This window comes from Pseudomonas sp. F8002, from assembly GCF_013385495.1.
In the GTDB taxonomy this organism is placed as follows: domain Bacteria; phylum Pseudomonadota; class Gammaproteobacteria; order Pseudomonadales; family Pseudomonadaceae; genus Aquipseudomonas.
In genome coordinates this window covers 212,609-236,522 of sequence record NZ_JACAPW010000017.1, presented here as the reverse complement: position 1 = coordinate 236,522, position 23,914 = coordinate 212,609, and the positions used below count along the sequence as shown (strand labels likewise).

Sequence of the window (23,914 nt, the reverse complement as noted above, 5' to 3'; positions counted from 1 at the left end):
GGAGCTGGCTTGCCGGCGATAGCATCACCTCGGTGTGTCTGGAAGACCGAGGTGTCTGCATCGCCGGCAAGCCAGCTCCTACAAAAAAGCAGCTCTGCTTTCGTTCTGGTCTTTGCTTTTACCATAAGTAGCCGTTACCGCAGAAACGGATATGTACACAATCAAACCACCACAGCCTGCCGCACCTGCTTCTCCAGTTCAGCCTTCAACCCAGGCTCCAACTTAAGCTGCCGCGCCAACTCATCGAGGTAAGCCTTCTCCATGAAGTTCTCCTCATCCACCAACATCACACTGGCGATATACATCTCGGCGGCCAATTCCGGAGTACTGGCAGCCCGAGCCACATCTGCCGGATCCAGCGGCTTGTTCAGCTCGGCATGTAACCACTGCTGCAACTCACGATCGTTATCCAGCTTCACAAACTCCCCTTCGATCAACGCCCGCTCACGCTCATCCACATGCCCGTCAGCCTTGGCCGCAGCCACCAGCGCCTTCAAAATCCCCTGGCTGTGCTGCTCGACCTGGGCCGGTGGCAGCCGATCAATGGTCTGCGGCTCCCCTTGAGGCGCACTCGCCTGCTGCGCCTGCCAATTACCGTAGGCCTTGTAGGCAATCACCCCCAAAGCAGCCAACCCGCCATAGGTCAGCGCCTTGCCGCCAAACTTGCGGGCTTTCTTGTTGCCCAGCAACAGGCCCATGGCGCCGGCCGCGAGGGCCCCACCACCGGCACCGCCAAGCAAGCTACCCAACCCGCCGCCACCCAGCAGTCCGCCAAGGGCACCCTTGTCATCTGACTTGCGCTGCCCGCCAGCCTTGTTCTGCAACATGTCCTGGCCGGATTTGAGCAGTTGATCGAGCAATCCACGGGTATTCATTCACAACCTCCAGAAACTCAAGTTCACAGGACCAATAGGCCCCCAGCGTAAAACTAAGTGCCAAAAACCCCCGATCTAGAGTGCTTCCAGATGTAACGCGCTTACCCCTCAATTAAAACGATATACACTCGAACAAATCTATAAAAACACCCCACTGGTAATTCCAGCATGATGACCTTGCGTCAGATCCGTCACTTCATCGCCGTGGCCGAGACCGGCTCGATCTCCGCCGCTGCCCAGACCGCCTTCATCTCCCAGTCCACCCTGACCCTGGCGATCCAGCAACTGGAACAGGAAATCGGCGTCAACCTGTTCAACCGCCACGCCAAGGGCATGACCCTGACCCACCAGGGCCACCAGTTCCTGCGCCAGGCGCACCTCATCCTCGCCACCGTCGACAACGCCAAGCGCAGCCTGCAACAGAGCACCGACCAGGTGGCCGGGCAGTTGATCATCGGCGTGACCAGCCTGGTCGCCGGCTACTACCTGGCGGACTTGCTTACCCGCTTCCAGCGCGCCTACCCCAATGTCGAAATCCGCGTGATGGAGGACGAACGCCCCTACATCGAACACCTGCTGGTCAGCGGTGAAATCGACGTCGGCGTGCTGATCCTCTCCAACCTCGAAGACCGCCACGCCCTGCAAACCGAAGTGCTCACCCACTCGCCCCACCGTTTATGGCTGCCCGCCCAGCACCCGCTGCTGGAACACGACAGCATCAACCTGGCGGATGTGGCGCGCGAGCCGCTGATTCAGCTGAACGTCGACGAAATGGGCCACAACGCCCAACGCATGTGGACCGGCGCCGGGCTGCAGCCTCGCGTCACCTTGCGCACCGCCTCGACGGAAGCCGTGCGAAGCCTGGTCGCCGCCGGCCTGGGCGTGTCGATCCAGCCGGACATGACCTACCGCCCCTGGTCCCTGGAAGGCGACATCATCGAGGCCCGGCCGATTGCCGACCTCAGCCAGACCCTCGACGTGGGCCTGGCCTGGCGCCGAGGCACGGCGCGCCCGGCACTGGTGGACCCATTCCTGACGGTGGCCCGCGAACAGCCCCACCCACGCAAGCCATCTATTTAATCGAATGCTGCTTTCAGTATTTAGTATTTGTTGACCTCGCGCCTGACCTCTAGTCTCTGCTCATCCCATAAGAGAAGGTCAGGCGCCTCGCACGAGAACAGCCATGACCACACAAGAAAAGAGATCGCGAAAAATGTCTGGCGCGCCCACACCGCTGCTCACTGCGTTGCTGATCGACGGCGAACTGGTCCCCGGCCAGGGGTTTGTCGAGCCGATCATCAACCCGGCCACCGGTGAAATCCTCACCCATATCGCCGAAGCCAGTACCGAGCAGGTCGAAGCCGCAATCCTCGCCGCCCACCGGGCCTTTGCCGGTTGGTCGCGGACCACGCCCCAGCAGCGTTCGAACATCCTCCTGGGCATCGCCGAGACAATCGAAAAACAAGCCGACTACCTCGCCCGCCTGGAATCGCTGAATTGCGGCAAGCCGCTGCACCTGGCACGTCAGGACGATTTGAGCGCAACCGTCGATGTGTTCCGTTTCTTCGCCGGCGCCGTGCGCTGCCAGACCGGGCAACTGAGCGGTGAATACCTGCCGGGCTACACCAGCATGGTGCGTCGCGATCCTATCGGCGTGGTGGCCTCCATTGCGCCGTGGAATTACCCGCTGATGATGGCCGCCTGGAAAATCGCCCCGGCCCTGGCGGCCGGTAATACCCTGGTGTTCAAGCCGTCGGAACATACTCCGCTGTCGATCCTGGCCCTGGCGCCCGTACTGAGCCAGTTGTTGCCGCGCGGGGTGATCAACATCCTGTGTGGCGGCGGCGAAGGGGTCGGCAGCCATTTGGTCAGCCACCCGAAGGTGCGCATGGTCTCGTTGACCGGCGATATCGTCACCGGGCAGAAGATCCTCCAGGCCGCCTCCAAGACACTCAAGCGCACGCACCTGGAACTCGGCGGCAAGGCCCCGGTGATCGTGTGCAACGACGCCGACCTGCAAGCCGTGGTCGAAGGCGTGCGCGCCTACGGTTACTACAACGCCGGCCAGGACTGCACCGCCGCGTGCCGCATCTACGCCCAGGCCGGTATCCACGACAAATTGGTGGCCGAGCTCGGCGCCGCCGTCAGCAGCCTGCGGTTTGCCGGCAAGCGCGATGCCGACAACGAACTCGGCCCGCTGATCAGCACCCGCCAGCGCGACCGCGTCGCCAGTTTTGTCGAACGCGCCCTCGGCCAGCCGCATATCGAACGCATCACCGGCGCCGCCGTGCATTCCGGTGCTGGCTTCTTCTACCAGCCAACCTTGCTGGCCGGTTGTAAACAGAATGATGAAATCGTGCAGCGCGAAGTGTTCGGCCCGGTGGTCACCGTGACCCGCTTCGACGAGCTGGAACAGGCGGTGGACTGGGCCAACGACTCGGAATACGGCCTGGCCTCCTCCGTGTGGACCCAGAACCTGGACAAGGCAATGCAAGTGGCGTCGCGCCTGCAATACGGCTGCACCTGGATCAACAGTCATTTCATGCTGGTCAGCGAAATGCCCCACGGCGGCTTGAAGCGCTCGGGGTATGGCAAAGATCTGTCCAGCGATTCGCTACAGGACTACAGCGTGGTGCGGCACATCATGGCGCGCCACGGCCAGCATCTTTAAAACAACAACTACGCTCATGCACCACCTGCTGCAAAAACTGCCCCGACCATAATTAAAGAAGAGGGAACCCCCATGTCTGCGCACAAGACCGCTCTGCTCAGTGCCCTGACCACCGCGCTGCTGGCCAGTGTCAGCATCCAGGCCGCCGAACCGCTGAAGGCGGTGGGTGCCGGTGAAGGCCAGTTGGATATCGTCGCCTGGCCCGGCTATATCGAACGTGGCGAAAGCGACAAGAACTACGACTGGGTCACCGGTTTCGAGAAAGAGACCGGCTGCAAGGTCAACGTCAAGACCGCCGCCACCTCCGACGAGATGGTGAGCTTGATGGCCAAGGGTGGCTACGACCTGGTCACCGCATCCGGCGATGCCTCGCTGCGGTTGATCGTCGGCAAGCGCGTACAGCCGATCAACACCTCGCTGATTCCCAACTGGAAGAACATCGACCCGCGCCTGAAAGATGCGCCGTGGTACGTGGTCGGCCAGCAAACGTACGGCACGCCGTACCAGTGGGGCCCGAACGTGTTGATGTACAACACCAACGTGTTCAAGACCGCGCCCACCAGCTGGAACGTAGTGTTCGATGCGCAGAACCTGCCGGACGGCAAGCCGAACAAAGGCCGCGTGCAGGCCTATGACGGCCCGATCTACATCGCCGATGCGGCGCTGTACCTCAAGGCCACCAAGCCGGAACTGGGCATCCAGAGCCCGTACGAGCTGACCGAAACCCAGTACAAGGCCGTGCTCGACCTGTTGCGCGCCCAGCAGCCGTTGATCCACCGCTACTGGCATGACACCACCGTGCAGATGAGCGACTTCAAGAACGAAGGCGTGGTGGCCTCCAGCGCGTGGCCCTATCAGGTCAACGGCTTGGTGAACGAGAAACAGCCAATTGCCTCGACCATTCCGAAGGAAGGCGCCACCGGCTGGGCGGATACCACCATGCTGCACACCGATGCCAAGCACCCGAACTGCGCCTACAAGTGGATGGACTGGTCCCTGCAGCCGAAGGTCCAGGGTGATGTGGCCTCGTGGTTCGGTTCGTTGCCGGCGGTTCCCGCGGCGTGCAAGGAAAGCGAACTGCTGGGCGCCGAGGGTTGCAAGACCAACGGTTTCGACCAGTTCGAGAAGATCTCCTTCTGGAAAACCCCGCAGGCTGAAGGCGGCAAGTTCGTGCCGTACAGCCGCTGGACCCAGGATTACATCGCGATCATGGGCGGGCGCTAAGCACTCCCTAGTTGATCGTTCCCACGCTCCGCGTGGGAATGCCTCCTGTGACGCTCCGCGTCACGACTTTAAGGGCGGACGCGGAGCGTCCAGCGCTGCATTCCCACGCAGAGCGTGGGAACGATCACCTCTACCTCCGATTTAATTTTTACAAGACGCGCCTTTTTGGAGCACCGCACCATGACGCTTGCAGTCCAATTCACCCACGTTTCCCGTCAGTTCGGCGAAGTGAAAGCCGTTGACCGGGTTTCCATCGATATCCAGGACGGCGAGTTCTTTTCCATGCTCGGCCCTTCCGGCTCGGGCAAAACCACGTGCCTGCGCCTGATCGCCGGGTTCGAGCAACCCAGTGCCGGCTCCATCCGCATCCACGGTGAGGAAGCCGCCGGCTTGCCGCCGTATCAGCGCGACGTGAACACTGTGTTCCAGGATTACGCACTGTTCCCCCACATGAACGTGCGGGACAACGTGGCCTACGGCCTGAAAGTCAAAGGCGTGGGCAAGACCGAACGCCTCAACCGCGCCGAAGAAGCGCTCGGCATGGTCGCCCTCGGCGGTTACGGCGACCGCAAGCCGGTGCAACTCTCCGGCGGCCAGCGTCAACGTGTGGCCCTGGCCCGCGCACTGGTCAATCGTCCGCGCGTATTGCTGCTGGATGAGCCCCTCGGCGCTCTCGACCTGAAGCTGCGCGAACAGATGCAAAGCGAGCTGAAGAAACTGCAACGCCAGCTTGGCATCACCTTCATCTTCGTCACCCACGACCAGACCGAAGCACTGTCGATGTCCGACCGTGTGGCCGTATTCAACAAGGGCCGCATCGAACAGGTCGACACCCCGCGCAACCTGTACATGAAGCCCGCCACCACCTTCGTCGCGGAATTCGTCGGCACCTCCAACGTGATTCGCGGCGAATTGGCGCAACGCTTGAGCGGTAACCCGCAGCCGTTCTCGATCCGCCCGGAACACGTGCGTTTCGCCGAAGGCCCGCTGGGCAGCGGCGAGGTGGAAGTCAGCGGCCTGCTGCATGACATCCAGTACCAGGGCAGCGCCACCCGCTACGAACTGAAACTGGAAAACGGCCAGGCCCTGAACATCAGCCAGGCCAACAACCAATGGCTGGACACCACCGCCGGGCATCAAGTCGGCCAGTCCATCACCGCGCGCTGGGCGCGGGAAGCCATGACGCCGTTGACCGACATCGCAGGCGAGGTGTGACATGAGCCTGGCCCTGTCCCAACCGCCGATGCGCAGGTTTTCCAACCTGCTGTACAAGAAGCCCAACCTGTACCTGTCGCTGCTGCTGGTGCCGCCGCTGATCTGGTTCGGCGCGATCTATTTGGGGTCGCTGCTGACCTTGCTGTGGCAAGGCTTCTATACGTTCGATGACTTCACCATGGCGGTCACCCCGGACCTGACCCTGGCCAACTTCGCCGTGCTGTTCCAGCCGTCGAACTTCGACATCATCGTGCGCACCTTGAGCATGGCGGTGGTGGTGTCCATCGCCAGTGCCATCGTCGCGTTCCCGATCGCCTACTACATGGCGCGCTACACCACCGGCAAGACCAAGGCGTTTTTCTACATCGCGGTGATGATGCCGATGTGGGCCAGCTACATCGTCAAGGCCTACGCCTGGACCCTGCTGCTGGCCAAGGGCGGCGTGGCGCAGTGGTTCGTGCAGCACCTGGGTCTGGAGCCGGCGCTGCAATTCATCATGGGCATTCCCGGCGTGGGCGGCAGCACCTTGAGCACCTCGCACCTGGGCCGGTTCATGGTGTTTGTGTACATCTGGCTGCCGTTCATGATTCTGCCGATCCAGGCCTCGCTGGAGCGTTTGCCGCCATCGTTGCTGCAGGCCTCGGCAGACCTCGGCGCCAAGCCGCGCCAGACCTTCATGCAGGTGATTCTGCCGCTGTCGGTGCCGGGGATCGCGGCGGGTTCGATCTTTACGTTCTCGCTGACCCTGGGCGACTTCATCGTGCCGCAATTGGTGGGCCCGCCGGGTTACTTCGTCGGCGGCATGGTGTACGCGCAACAAGGCGCTATCGGCAACATGCCCATGGCCGCGGCGTTCACCCTGGTGCCGATCGTGCTGATCGCGGTTTACCTGTCCATCGTCAAACGTCTGGGGGCCTTCGATGCACTCTGAAAAAGCCTCACTCAGTCTAAAAATCGCGGCCTGGGGCGGGTTGGTTTTCCTGCACTTCCCGATCCTGATCATCTTCCTCTACGCCTTCAACACCGAAGAGGCGGCGTTCAGCTTTCCACCCCAGGGCTTCACCCTGAAGTGGTTCAGCGTGGCCTTCTCGCGGCCGGACGTATTGGAAGCGATCAAGCTGTCGCTGCAAATCGCGGCCATCGCCACGCTGATTGCGATGGTGCTCGGCACCCTGGCCTCGGCGGCGTTGTATCGCCGGGAGTTCTTCGGCAAGCAAGGCATCTCGCTGATGCTGATCCTGCCGATTGCACTGCCGGGGATCATCACCGGTATCGCGTTGCTGGCGACCTTCAAGACCCTGGGGATTGAGCCGGGGATGTTCACCATCATCGTCGGCCACGCGACCTTCTGCGTGGTGATCGTCTACAACAACGTGATCGCCCGTTTGCGCCGCACTTCCCACAGCCTGATCGAAGCCTCGATGGACCTGGGCGCCGACGGCTGGCAGACCTTCCGCTACATCATCATGCCCAACCTCGGCTCGGCGTTGCTGGCCGGCGGCATGCTGGCGTTCGCGCTGTCGTTCGACGAAATCATCGTCACCACCTTCACCGCCGGCCACGAGCGCACCTTGCCGCTGTGGCTGCTCAACCAGTTGAGCCGGCCACGGGATGTGCCGGTGACCAACGTGGTGGCGATGCTGGTGATGATCGTGACGATGTTCCCGATCCTGGGTGCCTATTACCTGACCCGCGGCGGCGAAAGCGTGGCCGGTAGTGGCGGTAAATAACTCACAACACATTGCCACTGAAGGAATGAGGTTCAAATGTGGGAGCGGGCTTGCTCGCGAAAGCGGTGTATCAGTCAGGTGATGTATCAACTGAAAGACCGTATTCGCGAGCAAGCCCGCTCCCACACTTGAACCGGTTTCGGCAGGGGAAACGATGCAGCTTTAAGAGGACTGAACCATGCAAACCAAACTGCTGATCAACGGCCATCTGGTCGAAGGCGAAGGCCCGGCGCAGCCGGTGTTCAACCCGGCGTTGGGTCGGGTACTGGTGGAAATCAAGGAAGCCAGCGAAGCCCAGGTCGACGCCGCGGTGCGTGCTGCCGACAGCGCTTTTGAAGGCTGGTCGCAAACGCCACCGAAGGATCGCTCGCTGCTGCTGCTCAAACTCGCCGACGCCATCGAAGCCCACGGCGCAGAGCTGGCAAAGCTTGAGTCGGACAACTGCGGCAAACCCTACAGCGCCGCGCTGAACGACGAGATCCCGGCGGTGGCCGATGTGTTCCGCTTCTTCGCCGGCGCCAGCCGCTGCATGAGCGGTTCGGCCGGCGGCGAGTACCTGCCGGGCCACACCTCGATGATCCGCCGTGACCCGGTGGGCGTAATTGCCTCCATCGCGCCGTGGAACTACCCGCTGATGATGGTCGCCTGGAAAATCGCCCCGGCCCTGGCCGCCGGTAATACCGTGGTGCTCAAGCCTTCGGAACAAACCCCGCTGACCGCGCTGCGCCTGGTGGAACTGGCCGCTGAAATTTTCCCGGCCGGTGTACTCAACCTGGTGTTTGGCCGTGGGCCAACCGTGGGCAGCCCGCTGGTGAATCACCCGAAAGTGCGCATGGTGTCGCTGACGGGTTCGATTGCCACCGGGGCCAATATCATTTCCAGCACTGCCGACAGCGTCAAACGCATGCACATGGAACTGGGCGGCAAGGCGCCGGTGATCATCTTCAACGACGCCGATATCGACGCGGCGGTGGAAGGCATTCGCACCTTCGGCTTCTACAACGCCGGGCAGGATTGCACCGCTGCGTGCCGGATTTATGCACAGGCCGATATCTACGACGCGTTCGTCGAAAAGCTCGGCGCGGCGGTTGCCAGCATCAAATACGGTTTGCAGGATGACCCGGCCACCGAGCTGGGCCCGCTGATCACCGCACAGCACCGTGACCGTGTGGCCGGGTTTGTGGAGCGTGCCGTGGCGCAATCCCATATCCGCCTGATCACGGGTGGCAAGGCGGTGGAAGGCAACGGGTTCTTCTTTGAGCCGACCGTATTGGCCGACGCGCAGCAGGACGATGAAATCGTGCGCCGCGAAGTGTTCGGGCCGGTAGTGTCGGTAACCAAATTCAACGACGAGGCCCAGGTATTGGCCTGGGCCAACGATTCGGACTACGGCCTGGCCTCTTCCGTGTGGACCGCCGATGTCGGCCGCGCCCATCGCCTGGCTGCACGGTTGCAGTACGGCTGCACCTGGGTGAACACCCACTTCATGCTGGTCAGCGAAATGCCCCATGGCGGTCAGAAACTGTCCGGCTACGGCAAGGACATGTCCATGTACGGCCTGGAGGACTACACCACGGTTCGCCATGTGATGTTCAAGCACTGACCCTCCACCCCTGTCGAAACGAGTTCACTGTGGCGAGGGAGCTTGCTCCCGCTGGAGTGCGAAGCGCTCCCAGGATTTTTGGGGCCGCTACGCAGCCCAGCGGGAGCAAGCTCCCTCGCCACAACAGCCGGCTCCTGCAGGGATCTCATAACAATAAATAATTCGCAGGTTCCCATGGACATCACCCGCCGCGACTTCCTCAACGGCGTCGCTATCACGATTGCCGCCGGTATGACCCCGCTGCAAATCCTCCAGGCCGCTCCCGATGGGCGCTACTACCCGCCCGCCCTCACCGGCTTGCGCGGCAGCCATGTCGGCTCATTCGAAGTTGCCCACCAGATGGGCTGGGAAAAGAAGGCCTTCGACACCGATAAACTGCCGATCACCGAAGACTACGACCTGGTGGTGGTCGGCGGTGGCTTGAGCGGTTTGTCGGCGGCGTGGTTCTACCGTGAGAAGCACCCGAAGGCGAAGATCCTGATCCTGGAGAACCACGACGACTTCGGCGGCCATGCCAAGCGCAATGAGTTCCAGGCCGGTGGCCGGCTGATCATCGGCTACGGCGGCAGCGAAGCGTTCCAGTCACCGAATCATCTTTACAGCAAGGAAGTAAACGGGCTGTTGAAAAAACTCGGGGTGAACATCAAGCGCTTCGAGACCGCCTTCGACCGCCAGTTCTACCCGGGCCTGGGTTTGTCCCGCGGGGTGTTCTTCGACAAGGAAAACTTTGGCGAAGACAAACTGGTGACCGGCGACCCGACGCCGATGGTCGCCGACGACATCGCCCCGGACCAGTTGCATGCGCGCTCCATCAGCGACTTCATCAATGATTTCCCGCTGCCGGAAACCGACCGTCAGGCGCTGATTGCCTTGCACGTCGCGCCCAAGGATTACCTGCCGGGCAAGACTGCCGAGGAAAAGGCCGAGTACCTCGCGACCACCAGCTACCGCGATTTCCTGCTCAAGAACGTAGGACTCTCGGAAGGCGCGGTGAAGTACTTCCAAAGCCGCACCAACGACTTCATGGCCTTGAGTATCGACGCGGTGGCGTCGGCTGATGCCTATAGCGTGGGTTTCCCTGGCTTCGGCGGAATGAACCTGGCACCGATCAGCGAAGAAGCCGCCGCAGAAATGGAAGAACCCTACATCTACCACTTCCCCGACGGCAACGCCTCGCTGGCACGCTTGCTGGTGCGCAGCCTGATTCCGGCAGTGGCACCGGGGCACACCATGGATGACATCGTGCTGGCGCCGTTTGACTACGCCAGGCTTGATCAGCCCAGGACACCGGTGCGGGTGCGTTTGAACAGCACTGCGGTCAGTGTGCGTAACGTCGGTGACGGTGTGCACATCGGCTACAGCCGTGGCGGCCAACTCGCACAGGTACGCGGCAAACGCTGCATCCTGGCCTGCTACAACATGATGATCCCGTACCTGCTGCGCGATCTGCCGGCAGAACAAGCCCAGGCCCTGAGCCAGAACGTGAAGTACCCGCTGGTCTACACCAAAGTGGTGGTGCGCAACTGGACGTCGTTCCAGAAGCTGGGGGTGCACGAGATTTATGCAGCGACCCAGCCTTACAGCCGGATCAAGCTGGATTACCCGGTGAGCATGGGCGGCTACGAGCACCCGCGCGACCCGACGCAGCCGATTGGTTTGCACATGGTGTACGTGCCCACCAGCCCCAACAGCGGCATGAACGGCCGCGACCAGGCCCGCGCCGGGCGGGGCAAGTTGTATGGGCAGACATTTGAACAACTGGAAGCGCAACTGCGCGACCAACTGCAGCGCATGCTCGGCCCGGGTGGCTTCAACCACCAGACCGACATTCTGGCGATCACTGTCAACCGTTGGTCACACGGCTATGCGACCTTCTCCAACAGCTTGTTTGACGATGCCGATGAAAGCGAAAAACTGAAGGACCTGGCGCGCCAGCCGGTGGGACATGTGAGCATCGCCAACTCGGATGCCGCGTGGAGCGCGTATGCCCATGCGGCGATTGATGAGGCATATCGAGCGGTAGGCGAAGTGGGCTGATCCCGGCGTTCCTGAAGAGGTTATTGTGGCGAGGGAGCTTGCTCCCGCTGGGCTGCGCAGCAGCCCCAAACCAGGCGATCGAGATATCCCTGAAGGATCTCGATCGTCTGAACTGGGGTCGCTTCGCGACCCAACGGGAGCAAGCTCCCTCACCACACGGTTTCCACAGAAACGTCTTGTTTCATATGCAGCGCCATCAACCCGCCATCAATCATTTTTCCTTGCGCACCGAACCGCTTAAGCTATTTGGTATCTGTTTAATGTCCGTTGCGTTTGGCCGAAGGCATGTCCGAACCGTTTTCCTTGATCCAGCACGTGCCAGGAACGGCGCGGGATTGTTCACGACAGGTTGTATTTATGCACCGCAGGAATTTGCTCAAAGCGTCCATGGCCATCGCGGCTTACACCGGTCTGTCGGCCAGTGGCCTGCTGGCCGCCCAGGCCTGGGCGGGCAACCGCGCCGCTGATGGCGAGGCCCAGGCCTTCGATTTCGAGGCCCTGAAGATCCAGGCCAAGCAGTTGGCAAGCAATCGCTACCAGGACACCAAGCAGGTATTGCCGCCGACCCTGGCGACCATGACCCCGCAGAATTTCAACGCCATCGGCTACGACGGCAAGCATTCGCTGTGGAAAGAATTGAACGGCCAACTGGACGTGCAGTTCTTCCACGTCGGCATGGGCTTCAAGACGCCGGTGCGCATGTACAGCGTCGACCCGAAAACCCGCCAGGCCCGCGAGGTGCACTTCCGCCCTTCGCTGTTCAACTATGAAAAAACCACGGTAGACACCAAGCAGTTGACCGGCGACCTGGGTTTCTCCGGCTTCAAGCTGTTCAAGGCCCCGGAACTGGACCGCCACGACGTGCTGTCCTTCCTCGGCGCCAGCTACTTCCGTGCGGTGGATTCCACCGGCCAGTACGGCCTTTCCGCACGCGGCCTGGCCATCGACACCTACGCGAAAAAGCGCGAGGAATTCCCGGACTTCACCAAGTTCTGGTTCGAAACCCCGAACAAGGACAGCACCCGCTTCGTGGTCTACGCCCTGCTGGATTCGCCGAGCGCCACTGGTGCCTATCGCTTCGATATCGACTGCCAGGCCAACCAGGTGGTAATGGCCATCGACGCCCATATCAATGCGCGTACCGCCATCGAGCAACTGGGCATCGCACCGATGACCAGCATGTTCAGCTGCGGCACCGTTGAGCGGCGGATGTGCGACACCATTCACCCGCAAATCCACGACTCGGATCGCCTGGCCATGTGGCGCGGCAATGGCGAGTGGATCTGCCGCCCGCTGAACAACCCGGCTACCCTGCAATTCAACGCGTTTGCCGACACCGACCCGAAAGGCTTCGGCCTGGTGCAGACCGATCATGAGTTCGCCAGCTATCAGGACACGGTGGACTGGTACAGCAAACGCCCAAGCCTGTGGGTAGAACCTACAACCGCGTGGGGCGAAGGCTCTATCGATCTGCTGGAAATTCCTACAACCGGCGAGACCCTGGACAACATCGTGGCCTTCTGGACCCCGAAGAAGCCCGTCGCTGCCGGCGAATCCCTGAATTACGGCTACAAGCTCTACTGGAGCGCCCTGCCGCCGGTCAGCACGCCACTGGCGCAGGTCAATGCCACCCGTTCGGGCATGGGCGGTTTCACCGAAGGTTGGGCGCCGGGCGAGCACTACCCCGAAGTCTGGGCGCGGCGCTTTGCCGTGGACTTCAACGGCGGCGGGCTGGATCGTTTGCCTGAAGGCACCGGGATCGAGCCGGTGGTGACCTGCTCCCATGGTGAGGTCAAAGACTTCAGCGTGTTGGTACTGGATGCCATCAAGGGCTATCGAATTCTGTTTGACTGGTACCCGACCAGCGACAGCGTCGAGCCGGTTGAACTGCGGCTGTTCATCCGCACCCAGGACCGCACCTTGAGCGAAACCTGGCTGTACCAATACTTCCCACCTGCACCAGACAAGCGCAAGTACACCTGATACCGAACGTTCCCACGCTCGCGTGGGAACGCCCCTTCGGGATCTTCAGAACCGCGAAATACTCTTCATCGCCCCAATCAAGTACCGCATCGCCACCTGATCACTCTCGGTCAGGGCGCGGTACTGTTCCAGCAATTGCTCTTCGTCCGAACTCAGGCGCCGACTGCGCAGCGACATCCTGCGGGCCAGAAAAGACGACAACACCCCCGCTACACCATAAGACTTGGCCATGGACTGTCTCCTCGTATCAATCAACTGCTCCTGGTTGCCCATAACCCCATCCCGCGATGCGACCTGCGAGGATCAACAAGCTGATTTCCTGGGCCAGAAATCATGCTTACCTTAAGCGTAGAAACTATCTTGCAGGGCGTGGGACTTTTTTAGAGTAATCACTTAAAAAAACGCTTGCAGGGCAATGACCTACAGCGTTATCCCACAAGCGGCCGGTACAGGTGGATGTCGTGCGGCTCCTGTTGAAACAGCTCGGGATCCGGCTGCTTGAGCAACCGGCAGCCGAGCCGCAGATAGAACTCCACCGTATTGCGCGATTCCGTGGCCGATACGTACAACGCCTCGGCCCCGGCTGCGCGGGCGTGTTCACAGGCCAAGGCAAACAGCTGGCCACCCAGGCCCAGGCCACGGGCCCCATGGCTCACATGCAGGAATTTGAGCTGGCGCATACGCAGGCCCTGGTTGAGGATAACCCGGTTGTCCACTACCACGGCCGCCAGCAGCTTTGCATCGTCAAACACACCGTGCAGCCACCCGCCGCGCTTCAGGCACGCCTGCAAGGCCACGGCATCCTGCTCGGCTTCGCCTTCGGGCCAGCCGCGCATGTCGTGGTGCTCGGGGTACAGCAGCAACCCCCCGTGCTCCACGCGATAGCACGCCTCGATCCGTTCGGTACGGTCAATCAGCGCCAGCAACGGCAGGTCCTTTTCGGTCAGGTCACGCTTGATCAACATGCTGTGCTTCCAAGGGTTGATGGTGAACAAGGTTGAAGCCTTCCGCAGGTGTCGGTGCTTCGAAATAGCCGGTGATCAAGTCGAACTGGGCGTCACTGGTTTCGAACGCGTGGGTACCCGCCGCGTTGCGCGCACGCAGGCGTGCCTTGCAGACCTCGTCCGATACGTCCAGGTAATGCAATTGGTGGTCAGCGCCTGCGCCTTCGAACAGTGAGCGCATCCAGCGGCGACTGGACAGGGTGTTGGCGGGAAAATCCAGCACCACCGAGACGCCGGCCTTGAGCAACGCGATGATATGCGCCGTCAACGCATCACGCAGGTGGCCGGTGCAGCGCACGTAGTCGCCCAGGGCGTGAATTTGTCCGGGATAGAGGCGTGACAGCCACTCATCCTCACTGATCAGGATCGCCTGGGAGCCCTGCGACAACTGTTGGGTCAGGGTCGATTTACCGGCTGCGATTTTGCCGCAGATCAGGTGCAACATGAGCTTCTCCTTGTGTCGCAGGGCTTGGCCGGTGATCGGCGGGCAATAAAAAACCCGCCGGATCAAGGGCGGGTTTTTCATGCTTTTCCAGCACGCGTCAGCCCACCCTCTCCTGGAGGGTGGGAATAATCGAGGCGTTCAGTAATAGAGTCATAGTTTCGACATTAGCTTCAGGCGTTTTCCTACGCAAGGTTAATCCCGCAAATCCGACTCATGAATCGGCTGGTCGCGATGCGTAGCCCGCTGATACTGGGCCGGCCAAGTGGCTTTGCGCCCACCCAGGTCATCATCGGCATGCAGTGGCCAGTACGGGTCACGCAACAGTTCACGGGCGAGGAAAATGATATCGGCCTGACAGGTACGCAGGATGTGCTCGGCCTGGGCGGGCTCGGTAATCATGCCCACGGTGCCGGTGGCGATTCCCGACTCTTTGCGCACACGCTCGGCAAAGCGGGTCTGGTAGCCGGGCCCGGTAGGAATTTCCGCATTGGCCGCGGTGCCACCCGAGGAGACGTCGATCAGGTCGACGCCCAGGTCTTTCAGGCGGCGCGCCAGTTCGACGGTTTCATCCGGGTTCCAGCCGTCCTCAACCCAATCGGTGGCCGAGACCCGTACAAACAGCGGCAGCTCTTGCGGCCAGGCCTCACGCACCGCCGTGGTCACTTGCAGCACCAGGCGGATGCGGTTTTCGAACGAGCCGCCGTACTGGTCCTGGCGCTGGTTGCTCAGGGGCGAAAGAAATTGATGCAACAGGTAGCCATGGGCGGCATGGATTTCCGCCACTTTGAAACCGGCGGTCAACGCGCGCTTGGCGGCAGCGACGAAGTCAGCGATCACTTGCTGGATCTGCCCTTCATCGAGTTGCTTGGGGGAAGTGTGCTGCGGATCGAAGGCAATCGACGAGGGGCCCACCGGCACCCAGCCGCCATCTTCCGGCTTGACGCTGCCGTGCTTGCCGATCCATGGCCGGTGCGTGCTGGCTTTGCGCCCGGCGTGGGCCAGTTGAATGCCCGCCACCGCGCCCTGGGCATTGATAAAGCGCGTGATGCGTTGCAGCGGTTCGATCTGTTCGTCGTTCCACAGGCCCAGGTCCTGGGCGGTGATGCGGCCATCGGCAGTCACGGCGGTGGCTTCGGTAAAGATCAGCCCGGCGCCACCGACGGCACGGCTGCCGAGGTGCACCAGGTGCCAGTCATTGGCCAGACCATCGACGCTGGAATACTGGCACATCGGCGAAACGGCGATGCGGTTGAGCAGGGTCAGTTGGCGCAGGGTATAGGGTTCAAGCAGCAGACTCATGGGGCACCTCTTTTATGCAGTGGGCAGGCTCCAGGGTTCTGTTTGAAAGGTCGACGAAAAACCCGTCCCCGGCGGGCTGAAATAAGACAAGGTCACAAGACCGATCACACAGTGCTTAGAGACTAGTCGACAACAGAGGATTGCACAGGGTTCAGCGCGGCTCGATATGCGCGATCATCAGTTGCACGGTTTCCTGACCACGGAACTCGTTCACGTCGAGCTTGTAGGCCAGTTCTACCCAGCGAATGGTGGGGTTGGGCCAGATCTCGCGGTCGATGCCGAAAGCAATGCCATCGAGCTTCACCGATCCACACTCGCTCTTGAGCACCACCTTCAGATGGCGCTCGCCGACGACGCGCTGCTCCACCAGTTGGAACACCCCGTGAAACAACGGCTCTGGGAAATGCTGGCCCCACGGCCCGGCGTTGCGCAGGGCGCGGGCCAGTTCCAGGTGAAACTCTTCAACCGCGAGGGTGCCGTCGGACAGCAGCCGGCCCGTCAGGTCTTCTTCGCGCAGTTGCCGACGCACTTCGGCGTCAAAGGCCTCGGCGAACAGTGGGAAGTTGGCCTCGGGCAAGGTAAGACCTGCCGCCATGGCGTGGCCGCCGTACTTGGCGATCAGCGTTGGGTGCTGGCTGGCCACCACGGCCAGAGCGTCACGAATATGAAAACCCGGCACGGAGCGCCCGGAGCCCTTGAGCAGGCCGTCACCGGCGTCGGCAAAGGCGATGGTCGGGCGGAAGTAACGCTCTTTCATGCGCGAGGCAAGGATGCCGATCACGCCCTGGTGCCATTCCGGGTCGAACAGGCACAAGCCATACGGCATCGACTCCACCGGCAAGTCCTTGAGCTGGGCCAGGGCCTCGCGCTGCATGCCTTGTTCGATGGACTTGCGGTCCTGGTTCATGCCGTCCAGTTGCGCGGCCATTTCCCGGGCGGCGGCGAAATCCGAGGTGAGCAGGCACTCGATGCCCAGGCTCATGTCATCCAGGCGACCGGCGGCGTTCAGGCGCGGGCCGAGGATAAAACCAAGGTCGGTGGAGGTGATGCGGGCGTGATCGCGCTTGGCCACTTCGAGGATCGCCTTGATCCCCGGCCGGGCACGACCGGCGCGAATGCGTTCCAGGCCCTGGTAGACCAGGATGCGATTGTTGGCGTCCAGCGGGACCACGTCGGCCACACTGCCCAGGGCCACCAGGTCCAGCAGTTCGCCGATATTCGGCTGCGGCTTGTTCTCGTACCAACCCAAGCTGCGCAAGCGCGCACGCAGGGCCATCAGCACGTAGAAGATCACGCCCACACCCGCCAGGGCCTTGCTGGGGAATTCACAGCCCGGCTGGTTCGGGTTGACGATGGCGTCGGCTGCGGGCAGTTCGTCGCCCGGCAAGTGGTGGTCGGTAACCAGCACCTTGAGCCCCGCCGCTTTTGCGGCCGCCACACCTTCGACGCTGGAGATACCGTTGTCCACGGTGATCAGCAGCTGTGGCTGGCGCTGCAGGGCCACGGCGACGATTTCCGGGGTCAGGCCGTAGCCGTATTCGAAACGGTTGGGCACCAGGTAGTCGACATGGGCGGCGCCCAACAAGCGCAGGCCCAGGGTGCCCACGGTGCTGGCGGTGGCGCCGTCGGCGTCGAAGTCACCCACGATCAGGATCCGCTGGCGCTGCTCCAGGGCCGTCACCAGCAAGTCCACCGCGGCATCGATGCCCTTGAGCTGCTGATACGGGATCAGCCGCGCCAGGCTTTTATCCAGCTCGGCTTCCGATTGCACCCCGCGTGCGGCGTAGAGACGGGTCAACAACGGCGGCAATTCACCGAGGAATGGCAGGACGGCGGGCAACGGGCGAGGATCAATACGCATGGGGTGACGGAAGCTTCTCTTTAATGTTGAAAATTAGCGGTGATCCCTTGTAGGAGCTGTCGAGCCCCAGCGAGGCTGCGATGGGATCACCTCGGTGTACCTGTCAGACCGCAGCGCCTGCATCGCAGCCTCGCTGAAGCTCGACAGCTCCCACACTCGACCAGCGTCCAATCAGTTATCGACGTTTCAGCCGCGCTCGCCAGCCAGCCATTCCAGCTGGACTTCGTGCTGGCCACGGTCGTCAGTCACGAAGATCGTGCCTTCGCTGATCATCACGTCCCACTTGATCACCCGGGGCATGTCCTTGGCCAGCACTTCCAGGATTTCCTGGGGTACGGCGGCGATGCTCACGTTTTTCAGGTTTTTCGCCACTGGCACTACTTTGCCTTCCCAGACGCGCAAGCTGCCATAGGCCAGCAAGGTCGTGCGTTCGGTACGGCGGGAACACCAGGTCAGGCGGTCCGCGTCCGGCTGGCCGACTTCGATCCAGTGCAGAACGCGATCATCCAGGCTTTTTTCCCACAGCGCTGGTTCGTCTACATCTGACAGGCCACGACCGAAAGACAGCTGCTCGTTGTAGAAAAGCGCGTAGGCCAGCAAACGCACGGTCATGCGCTCTTCGGTTTCCGAAGGGTGGCGGGCGATGGTCTGCTTGACGCTCTCGTACACCGAACGGTCAAGGTCGGTGAGGTTGAGTTCAAACTTGTAGGTCGTGGACGGCTGGGCCATGAACGGACTTCTAGAGACAGGGAAAGGCGGCAAGTCTAACCGATGGTGAGCTGATTCAACGAATCCTGCGCTGCATCATCCTTATCACTGCGCCACTCGCCTATGTTAAAAGGCTCACATCCCTGCCCTGCCCGAAAGGTTCCTCATGTCGTTTACCGCCAAACCACTTGCCGGCCTGAAAGTCATCGAACTCGGCACCTTGATCGCCGGCCCGTTTGCATCGCGCATCTGCGCCGAGTTCGGCGCCGAGGTGATCAAGGTCGAATCCCCGGATGGCGGCGACCCGCTGCGCAAGTGGCGCAAGCTGTATGAAGGCACCTCGCTGTGGTGGTTTGTGCAGGCGCGCAACAAGAAATCCCTGACCCTGAACCTGAAACACCCGGACGGCCTGGCGATCCTCAAGCAACTGTTGGTGGATGCCGACATTTTGATTGAGAACTTTCGCCCTGGCGTGCTGGAAAAGCTCGGCCTGAGCTGGGAAACCTTGCACGCCCTGAACCCGAAACTGGTGATGGTGCGCCTCTCGGGCTTTGGCCAGACCGGGCCGATGAAGGACCAGCCTGGGTTTGGCGCGGTGGGCGAATCCATGGGGGGCCTGCGTTACATCACCGGTTTCGAGGACCGCCCGCCGGTGCGCACCGGGATTTCCATCGGGGACTCGATCGCGGCGTTGTGGGCCGTGATCGGGGCGCTGATGGCCCTGCGTCATCGTGAAGTGAATGGCGGGCTCGGCCAGGTGGTGGATGTGGCGCTGTATGAGGCGATCTTCGCGATGATGGAGAGCATGATCCCGGAGTTCGACGTGTTCGGCTTTATCCGCGAGCGCACCGGCAACATCATGCCCGGCATCACGCCCTCCTCGATCCACACCAGCAAAGATGGCAAGCATGTGCAGATCGGCGCCAATGGCGACGCGATCTTCAAGCGCTTCATGTCGGCCATTGGTCGCGACGACCTGGCCAACGACCCGGCACTGGCCAGCAACGATGGCCGCGACAGCCGGCGCGATGAGTTGTACGGGGTGATTGATCGCTGGGTCAACTCGCTGCCGCTTGAGCAAGTGGTGGAACAGCTGAACAAGGCCGAAGTGCCCGCCAGCCGTATCTATAGCGCGGAAGACATGCTGGGAGACCCGCAATTTCTCGCCCGCGAGATGTTCCTCAAGGCGCAGCTCCCGGGCGGCAAGGACTTCAAGATGCCCGGCATCGTGCCCAAACTGTCGGACACACCGGGCAGCTGTGAGTGGGTAGGACCGCAGTTGGGCGAGCACAACAGCGTGGTGCTCGCTGAATTGGGCTACGACGCGGCCGCCGTTGCCCGCCTGCGTGAGAACGGCGCGATCTGATGGGCCGGCGCTTCATCATTCGACTCTGCCTCCTGGGTTCACTGCTCGGGACTTGGCCACTGTCGAGCCAGGCCCAGGAAACCTTGATCTGGCTGTTGCGTGACCTGCCGCCAGTGACAATTTTCGAAGGCCCGCAAAAAGGCCAGGGCGCCCTCGACCAACTGCTGCCGATACTCGCCGAACACATGCCGGAGTATCGACATCAGATCCTCCACGTGAACCGCGCGCGCGGCATGCAGATGCTCCGCGACCCCGGCACGCTTACCTGCGACCCGTCCCTGCTGTGGACGGCGGAGCGCGCTAAAACCATCGTGTTTTCCGCCCAGGCCTTCGCGGCCGTGAGCAACGGGGTGACGATCCGCCAGGGTCAGCGGGCGCTGCTGGCGCCGTTTGTTGTGGATGGCCTGTTTGACCTGGAGGCGTTCCTGAATGCCCGGGATGCGCGCCTTGGCATCATCGCCGAACGCAGCTACGGCCCCATCATTGATGAAGCGCTGAAGCACACCAGTGCTCACAAACTGGCGCCGCATTACGGCAATGACGCCCTCGGCAGCCTGCTGCAGATGCAACGAAAGGGGCGGCTGGAAGCGGTGCTGGGTTACTGGACAGAAGTGCGCTACCAGGCGCTGCAACAAGGCATTGATCCACAGGAGCTGATCTTCTACCCCATCAAAGGCACCCCGCCCTATCAACTGACCCGGATTGCCTGCACGGATAACGCCTCAGGCCGCACGGCTATCGAGCGGATCAATCAGGTGCTGCGCGAGATCCCGCAGGAGCAACTGCGACAGTCCTACGCCTCATGGCTCGACCCGGTCATGCGTGAGCAATACCTGCAAGACCACCCGACGTTTTTCCAGGATGCCCCGAGCCCATGACAAATCGCAGGCAAAAAGAAACCCCGAGCAGTGGGGAGACAACTCGGGGTTAATAAGGGCCTTAAAAGACCAGTAACAACGAGCCACAAGCACCGGAGCACAATGCTTGATCTCGCTGTTACAAAATCTGACTCACCTTGCCGTAGGAAGGTTCCCAACAAAAATAAATCTTCATGCGCAGGCAATCGGCCGAGTCAGGGCCGCATTGCGCAGGGCCGCCATGACCGAGGGTTCCAGGCGTCCTTCGGCAATCATCAAGTCGCGGTGCAAACAGTCCACCACATCCACCAATGCACGCTTGTCGGTCAATTGTGCCTGGTCGACTTCTCGTTCGACCACGATGGCACCGGCCGGATTCTTTACGGTCACCAGGCATTCGCCCTGCACACCCGAGGTGGTCAGCGTGACCTGATAAGGGCTCAGTGCTTCACCGAGCAATAGGCTGATACTTTCCATCTCGATCACCACTCAATAGTTCGGAAACAATCGTGTAAACGGGAGCTGCATCTATCCTAAGTGACTATTTGCGTCGTAGGAAAGTTCGCTTTTTCGTCTTTCAAGGGCTGCCGGGGATGACGTGTCCAGCATGCGCTTGCAACATGACAAGCAAAAAACGGCAGCACATAACTGCTTACTCAATGAGTTGCCGTTTTGGCGCTGATGCCGAGGGTGAATCCTATACTCGGTGAGTGCTGATCATGCTGCCATGCAGACCAAAGCGCATATCAAAAGGCCCCTGATTCGGAGGATAAAGACGATGCTGGAACACAACCAAGAGCAGGCTGCACTGGAAAAGATTCACGCCGATATATCACGCATCTATGCAGAGCAGCGCAAACTCAACGCTGAAGCTCACAAGATAACCCGTGAGAATTTCTGGTACCCCATGGGCATCGTCCTGGGCATGTTTACGGCTATCGGCACCATAATGGCCCTGGCGCACAAATTGCTCGCATAAACGATCGCCCAGACCGGGCCTGCCAGAAACGAAAAACGCCGCTGCCCCACGGACGGGGACGCGGCGTTTTTTACGCCTTTGTAGAACCCACCTTCAGAGCCTCTCCTGCGTTAACAGGCTAGAATCCCCAAATTACCCTGGGAGCCTGTATTGAACGAAACGTCTGACAAGCCATTGCGCATCGTCCTCGCCGACGACCACCCGATTTTCCTCATCGGTCTGCGGGCAGTCCTGGAACGTGACGAGAGGCTAACCATCGTCGGTGAAGCCAACTCACCCCAGGCCCTTGGCGAACTGCTGCAACGTTGTGCCTGCGACATTCTGGTGACCGACTTCATGATGCCCGCCGAGCCCCAGGCCGACGGCTTGCGCCTGATCGAACAACTGCGCCGGCATCACCCGGGCCTGCCCATCGTGGTGGTGACCATGCTGAACAACGCCGGCCTGTTCCACGCCATCCTGGAGTTGGGTGTCATGGGCCTGCTGAGCAAGGCCAGTCTCGCAGACGAATTGCCTGAAGCAATCCGTCAGGTGCGCCAGCAGCGACGTTATGTGGCCCAGACCATCAGTCAGTCACTGAACCTGGCAGGCGTCGAGCGTGTGCACTCCCAGGATCAACTATCACCCCGTGAACTGGAAGTCATCCGCCTGCTGGCCGGCGGCCTGACGGTAGGCGAGATCGCCGCGAATCTTCATCGCAGCAAGCAAACCGTCAGTGCACAAAAGGTCAGCGCCATGCGCAAGCTGGGCCTGAGCAACGACGCCGCGCTGTTTATCTATGTGCAGGAACACGGGCTGGCCTAGCCTGAAACGCGATCCACTGCTTCAGCGCCTCGGCGTCCATGGGGCCGGCGATAAAGCAGCCTTGCAACCACGCAGCCCCCAGTTCACTCACCGCGTGATAGTCGGCGGCGCTTTCAACCCCGGTCACCACCACACCCACACCCAGTCGCCTCGCCATGCTCATGGCGCCGGCAACCACTGCCGCCTTGCGATCGTCCCTGGCCATGCCGCTGGCAAACGCCGGCGGGATCTTCAATTCGCTGAAGGGCAATTCCAGCAAGCGTTGCAGGCTGGTGCCGCCCACGCCGAAATCACCGATGGACAGCTTGCACCCCATCATCCGCAAACGCAGCAAGCCGGTGACGTGGGCGCTGTCGGTGTTCAGGCGCGAGGTTTCCACCAGTTCCAGGGTCAGGCCACGGGCGGGCACGCCGTGAAGTTGCAGCAAGCCTTGCAGCACTTGGGGAAAGTGCGGACGCTCCAGCATCCGCCCCGGGATATTCACCGCCACCGGCAGCACCTGCCCGGTTTCGCGCATGACGTGTGCCGCCTGGCCCAGCGCTTGTTCCAGCACGTGCCAGGTAAACGCCTCTTCCATTCCGGCAAACTCCAGCACCGGCAGAAACGCGTCAGGCAACAGCAACTCGCCGTCAGGAAGCTGCCAGCGGGCCAGCGCTTCGACACCTTGCAACACGCCCGCCTGGCTGACAATGGGCTGATACCAGACCGTGCCGCAGCGGGCGATAGCGACCTGGCTCAGATCCGCCGAAGGCGGCAACTGCTCGGACTCACTCAAGTCCAGCAACTGGCGCACCCGCTCCCAGGACACCACCGGCGGCCCGGGCCGCAAGCGTTCCCGGCACGCCTCGAGGACTTTCCCGATCAGCGTTGCCGACGCCGGTTTGGGCAGGCAGCCGAGCACGTTGAGCCCCAACTGTCGGGCCATGTGCGCCACGCCTTCCAGCACATCCGGCTCGGCGTTGCTCAGCAGGATCAACACCTGAGCCTGGCGGCGCTCGGCCATTTCCCGAATCAGCTCAAGGCCATCACCCTGCTCCAGGTACAGATCGCAAATCGCGATGTCCACCGCGCCCTTGCTCTCCAGTGACTGGCGAGCGGCGTCGACCGTTTCGGCCGTGCGTACATTGAATACGCCGTTGGCGTTGAGCATCTGATGCAGGGCCATCAGTTGGAACGGGTTATCTTCGAGGATCAGGACGTTGAGGGAGCGCATGAAAAACGTTACCGGGGAGAAGCGAGGGTGCACAGACTAA

At 61.5% G+C, this 23,914-nt stretch carries 22 protein-coding genes; 13 read left to right on the top strand and 9 right to left on the bottom strand.

Annotation, left to right across the window (positions count from 1 at the left end; genetic code table 11):
• Positions 1 to 161: 161 nt before the first annotated feature.
• Positions 162 to 875: a tellurite resistance TerB family protein gene (locus HX811_RS15645; protein ID WP_177008139.1), complete on the bottom strand. Its 714-nt coding sequence runs from the start codon at positions 873 to 875 to the stop codon at positions 162 to 164.
• Positions 876 to 1,043: 168 nt separating this feature from the next.
• Here HX811_RS15645 and HX811_RS15640 point away from each other — a divergent pair, with 168 nt between their 5' ends.
• The 9 genes from HX811_RS15640 to HX811_RS15600 all read left to right on the top strand — a co-directional run bounded on the left by HX811_RS15640 (position 1,044) and on the right by HX811_RS15600 (position 13,338).
• Positions 1,044 to 1,955 (top strand): LysR family transcriptional regulator, encoded by a 912-nt coding sequence (locus HX811_RS15640; RefSeq protein WP_003209548.1) that lies wholly within the window; start codon positions 1,044 to 1,046, stop codon positions 1,953 to 1,955.
• Positions 1,956 to 2,088: 133 nt separating this feature from the next.
• Positions 2,089 to 3,546, top strand: coding sequence for a gamma-aminobutyraldehyde dehydrogenase (locus HX811_RS15635; RefSeq protein WP_003209549.1), 1,458 nt, complete (start codon positions 2,089 to 2,091; stop codon positions 3,544 to 3,546).
• Positions 3,547 to 3,618: 72 nt separating this feature from the next.
• Positions 3,619 to 4,770 carry a putative ABC transporter substrate-binding protein YdcS gene (gene ydcS / locus HX811_RS15630; protein WP_177046469.1) on the top strand — a complete coding sequence of 384 codons (1,152 nt, stop codon included), beginning with the start codon at positions 3,619 to 3,621 and terminating at the stop codon, positions 4,768 to 4,770.
• A 180-nt stretch (positions 4,771 to 4,950) separates the two neighbouring features.
• Positions 4,951 to 5,985 carry an ABC transporter ATP-binding protein gene (locus tag HX811_RS15625; protein ID WP_003209551.1) on the top strand — a complete coding sequence of 345 codons (1,035 nt, stop codon included), beginning with the start codon at positions 4,951 to 4,953 and terminating at the stop codon, positions 5,983 to 5,985.
• Position 5,986: 1 nt separating this feature from the next.
• Positions 5,987 to 6,916, top strand: a complete 930-nt coding sequence (locus tag HX811_RS15620) for an ABC transporter permease (protein ID WP_177046467.1) — start codon at positions 5,987 to 5,989, stop codon at positions 6,914 to 6,916.
• Positions 6,906 to 7,715 carry an ABC transporter permease gene (locus HX811_RS15615; protein ID WP_003209553.1) on the top strand — a complete coding sequence of 270 codons (810 nt, stop codon included), beginning with the start codon at positions 6,906 to 6,908 and terminating at the stop codon, positions 7,713 to 7,715. Before HX811_RS15620 ends, HX811_RS15615 begins: the two co-directional genes overlap by 11 nt.
• A 178-nt stretch (positions 7,716 to 7,893) precedes the next feature.
• Positions 7,894 to 9,318, top strand: a complete 1,425-nt coding sequence (locus HX811_RS15610) for a gamma-aminobutyraldehyde dehydrogenase (protein WP_003209554.1) — start codon at positions 7,894 to 7,896, stop codon at positions 9,316 to 9,318.
• 174 nt (positions 9,319 to 9,492) lie between these two features.
• Complete coding sequence (locus HX811_RS15605; protein WP_134325817.1) at positions 9,493 to 11,355, top strand: NAD(P)/FAD-dependent oxidoreductase; 1,863 nt, start codon at positions 9,493 to 9,495, stop codon at positions 11,353 to 11,355.
• 357 nt (positions 11,356 to 11,712) lie between these two features.
• Positions 11,713 to 13,338 (top strand): glucan biosynthesis protein D, encoded by a 1,626-nt coding sequence (locus tag HX811_RS15600; protein WP_023659126.1) that lies wholly within the window; start codon positions 11,713 to 11,715, stop codon positions 13,336 to 13,338.
• Between the two features lie 45 nt (positions 13,339 to 13,383).
• Here HX811_RS15600 and HX811_RS15595 read toward each other — a convergent pair whose 3' ends face one another.
• The 6 genes from HX811_RS15595 to HX811_RS15570 form a co-directional block, all read right to left on the bottom strand.
• Complete coding sequence (locus HX811_RS15595; protein WP_003209560.1) at positions 13,384 to 13,569, bottom strand: hypothetical protein; 186 nt, start codon at positions 13,567 to 13,569, stop codon at positions 13,384 to 13,386.
• Positions 13,570 to 13,766: 197 nt separating this feature from the next.
• The gene (locus tag HX811_RS15590; protein WP_177046466.1) at positions 13,767 to 14,303 is read right to left on the bottom strand and encodes a GNAT family N-acetyltransferase; all 537 of its coding nucleotides are present in this window, start codon (positions 14,301 to 14,303) and stop codon (positions 13,767 to 13,769) included.
• Positions 14,287 to 14,787 carry an ATP-binding protein gene (locus tag HX811_RS15585; protein WP_177046465.1) on the bottom strand — a complete coding sequence of 167 codons (501 nt, stop codon included), beginning with the start codon at positions 14,785 to 14,787 and terminating at the stop codon, positions 14,287 to 14,289. Before HX811_RS15585 ends, HX811_RS15590 begins: the two co-directional genes overlap by 17 nt.
• Before the next feature lie 192 nt (positions 14,788 to 14,979).
• Positions 14,980 to 16,086 (bottom strand): NADH:flavin oxidoreductase/NADH oxidase, encoded by a 1,107-nt coding sequence (locus HX811_RS15580; protein WP_177046464.1) that lies wholly within the window; start codon positions 16,084 to 16,086, stop codon positions 14,980 to 14,982.
• A gap of 151 nt (positions 16,087 to 16,237) precedes the next feature.
• Entirely contained in the window at positions 16,238 to 17,947 is a 1,710-nt protein-coding gene (recJ, locus tag HX811_RS15575; RefSeq protein ID WP_008438230.1) for a single-stranded-DNA-specific exonuclease RecJ, read from the bottom strand.
• A gap of 186 nt (positions 17,948 to 18,133) precedes the next feature.
• Positions 18,134 to 18,676, bottom strand: a complete 543-nt coding sequence (locus HX811_RS15570) for a YaeQ family protein (protein ID WP_003209567.1) — start codon at positions 18,674 to 18,676, stop codon at positions 18,134 to 18,136.
• A 145-nt stretch (positions 18,677 to 18,821) separates the two neighbouring features.
• Between HX811_RS15570 and HX811_RS15565 the strand changes: the two genes are divergently transcribed.
• The gene (locus HX811_RS15565) at positions 18,822 to 20,021 is read left to right on the top strand and encodes a CaiB/BaiF CoA-transferase family protein (protein ID WP_177046463.1); all 1,200 of its coding nucleotides are present in this window, start codon (positions 18,822 to 18,824) and stop codon (positions 20,019 to 20,021) included.
• Entirely contained in the window at positions 20,021 to 20,899 is an 879-nt protein-coding gene (locus HX811_RS15560; RefSeq protein WP_102368200.1) for a TIGR02285 family protein, read from the top strand. The genes HX811_RS15565 and HX811_RS15560 overlap by 1 nt, the downstream gene beginning before the upstream one ends.
• Positions 20,900 to 21,070: 171 nt before the next feature.
• On the opposite strand, the gene HX811_RS15555 is transcribed toward HX811_RS15560, so the two are convergent.
• The gene (locus HX811_RS15555; protein WP_003209570.1) at positions 21,071 to 21,355 is read right to left on the bottom strand and encodes a DUF3509 domain-containing protein; all 285 of its coding nucleotides are present in this window, start codon (positions 21,353 to 21,355) and stop codon (positions 21,071 to 21,073) included.
• A gap of 301 nt (positions 21,356 to 21,656) precedes the next feature.
• On the opposite strand from HX811_RS15555, the gene HX811_RS15550 reads away from it, so the two are divergent.
• Entirely contained in the window at positions 21,657 to 21,857 is a 201-nt protein-coding gene (locus tag HX811_RS15550) for a hypothetical protein (RefSeq protein WP_177046462.1), read from the top strand.
• Between the two features lie 150 nt (positions 21,858 to 22,007).
• Positions 22,008 to 22,661: a response regulator transcription factor gene (locus HX811_RS15545; protein ID WP_003209573.1), complete on the top strand. Its 654-nt coding sequence runs from the start codon at positions 22,008 to 22,010 to the stop codon at positions 22,659 to 22,661.
• Here the strand turns inward: HX811_RS15545 and HX811_RS15540 are convergent.
• The gene (locus HX811_RS15540; protein WP_134325814.1) at positions 22,630 to 23,874 is read right to left on the bottom strand and encodes an EAL domain-containing protein; all 1,245 of its coding nucleotides are present in this window, start codon (positions 23,872 to 23,874) and stop codon (positions 22,630 to 22,632) included. The genes HX811_RS15545 and HX811_RS15540 overlap by 32 nt on opposite strands.
• Between the last annotated feature and the right edge of the window lie 40 nt (positions 23,875 to 23,914).

Bases quoted from the DNA above. Each gene is read 5' to 3' on its own strand.
- HX811_RS15645 (WP_177008139.1), bottom strand. From the start codon at position 875: ATGAATACCCGTGGATTGCTCGATCAACTGCTCAAATCCGGCCAGGAC.
- HX811_RS15640 (WP_003209548.1), top strand. From the start codon at position 1,044: ATGATGACCTTGCGTCAGATCCGTCACTTCATCGCCGTGGCCGAGACC.
- HX811_RS15635 (WP_003209549.1), top strand. From the start codon at position 2,089: ATGTCTGGCGCGCCCACACCGCTGCTCACTGCGTTGCTGATCGACGGC.
- ydcS (WP_177046469.1), top strand. From the start codon at position 3,619: ATGTCTGCGCACAAGACCGCTCTGCTCAGTGCCCTGACCACCGCGCTG.
- HX811_RS15625 (WP_003209551.1), top strand. From the start codon at position 4,951: ATGACGCTTGCAGTCCAATTCACCCACGTTTCCCGTCAGTTCGGCGAA.
- HX811_RS15620 (WP_177046467.1), top strand. From the start codon at position 5,987: ATGAGCCTGGCCCTGTCCCAACCGCCGATGCGCAGGTTTTCCAACCTG.
- HX811_RS15615 (WP_003209553.1), top strand. From the start codon at position 6,906: ATGCACTCTGAAAAAGCCTCACTCAGTCTAAAAATCGCGGCCTGGGGC.
- HX811_RS15610 (WP_003209554.1), top strand. From the start codon at position 7,894: ATGCAAACCAAACTGCTGATCAACGGCCATCTGGTCGAAGGCGAAGGC.
- HX811_RS15605 (WP_134325817.1), top strand. From the start codon at position 9,493: ATGGACATCACCCGCCGCGACTTCCTCAACGGCGTCGCTATCACGATT.
- HX811_RS15600 (WP_023659126.1), top strand. From the start codon at position 11,713: ATGCACCGCAGGAATTTGCTCAAAGCGTCCATGGCCATCGCGGCTTAC.
- HX811_RS15595 (WP_003209560.1), bottom strand. From the start codon at position 13,569: ATGGCCAAGTCTTATGGTGTAGCGGGGGTGTTGTCGTCTTTTCTGGCC.
- HX811_RS15590 (WP_177046466.1), bottom strand. From the start codon at position 14,303: ATGTTGATCAAGCGTGACCTGACCGAAAAGGACCTGCCGTTGCTGGCG.
- HX811_RS15585 (WP_177046465.1), bottom strand. From the start codon at position 14,787: ATGTTGCACCTGATCTGCGGCAAAATCGCAGCCGGTAAATCGACCCTG.
- HX811_RS15580 (WP_177046464.1), bottom strand. From the start codon at position 16,086: ATGAGTCTGCTGCTTGAACCCTATACCCTGCGCCAACTGACCCTGCTC.
- recJ (WP_008438230.1), bottom strand. From the start codon at position 17,947: ATGCGTATTGATCCTCGCCCGTTGCCCGCCGTCCTGCCATTCCTCGGT.
- HX811_RS15570 (WP_003209567.1), bottom strand. From the start codon at position 18,676: ATGGCCCAGCCGTCCACGACCTACAAGTTTGAACTCAACCTCACCGAC.
- HX811_RS15565 (WP_177046463.1), top strand. From the start codon at position 18,822: ATGTCGTTTACCGCCAAACCACTTGCCGGCCTGAAAGTCATCGAACTC.
- HX811_RS15560 (WP_102368200.1), top strand. From the start codon at position 20,021: ATGGGCCGGCGCTTCATCATTCGACTCTGCCTCCTGGGTTCACTGCTC.
- HX811_RS15555 (WP_003209570.1), bottom strand. From the start codon at position 21,355: ATGGAAAGTATCAGCCTATTGCTCGGTGAAGCACTGAGCCCTTATCAG.
- HX811_RS15550 (WP_177046462.1), top strand. From the start codon at position 21,657: ATGCTGGAACACAACCAAGAGCAGGCTGCACTGGAAAAGATTCACGCC.
- HX811_RS15540 (WP_134325814.1), bottom strand. From the start codon at position 23,874: ATGCGCTCCCTCAACGTCCTGATCCTCGAAGATAACCCGTTCCAACTG.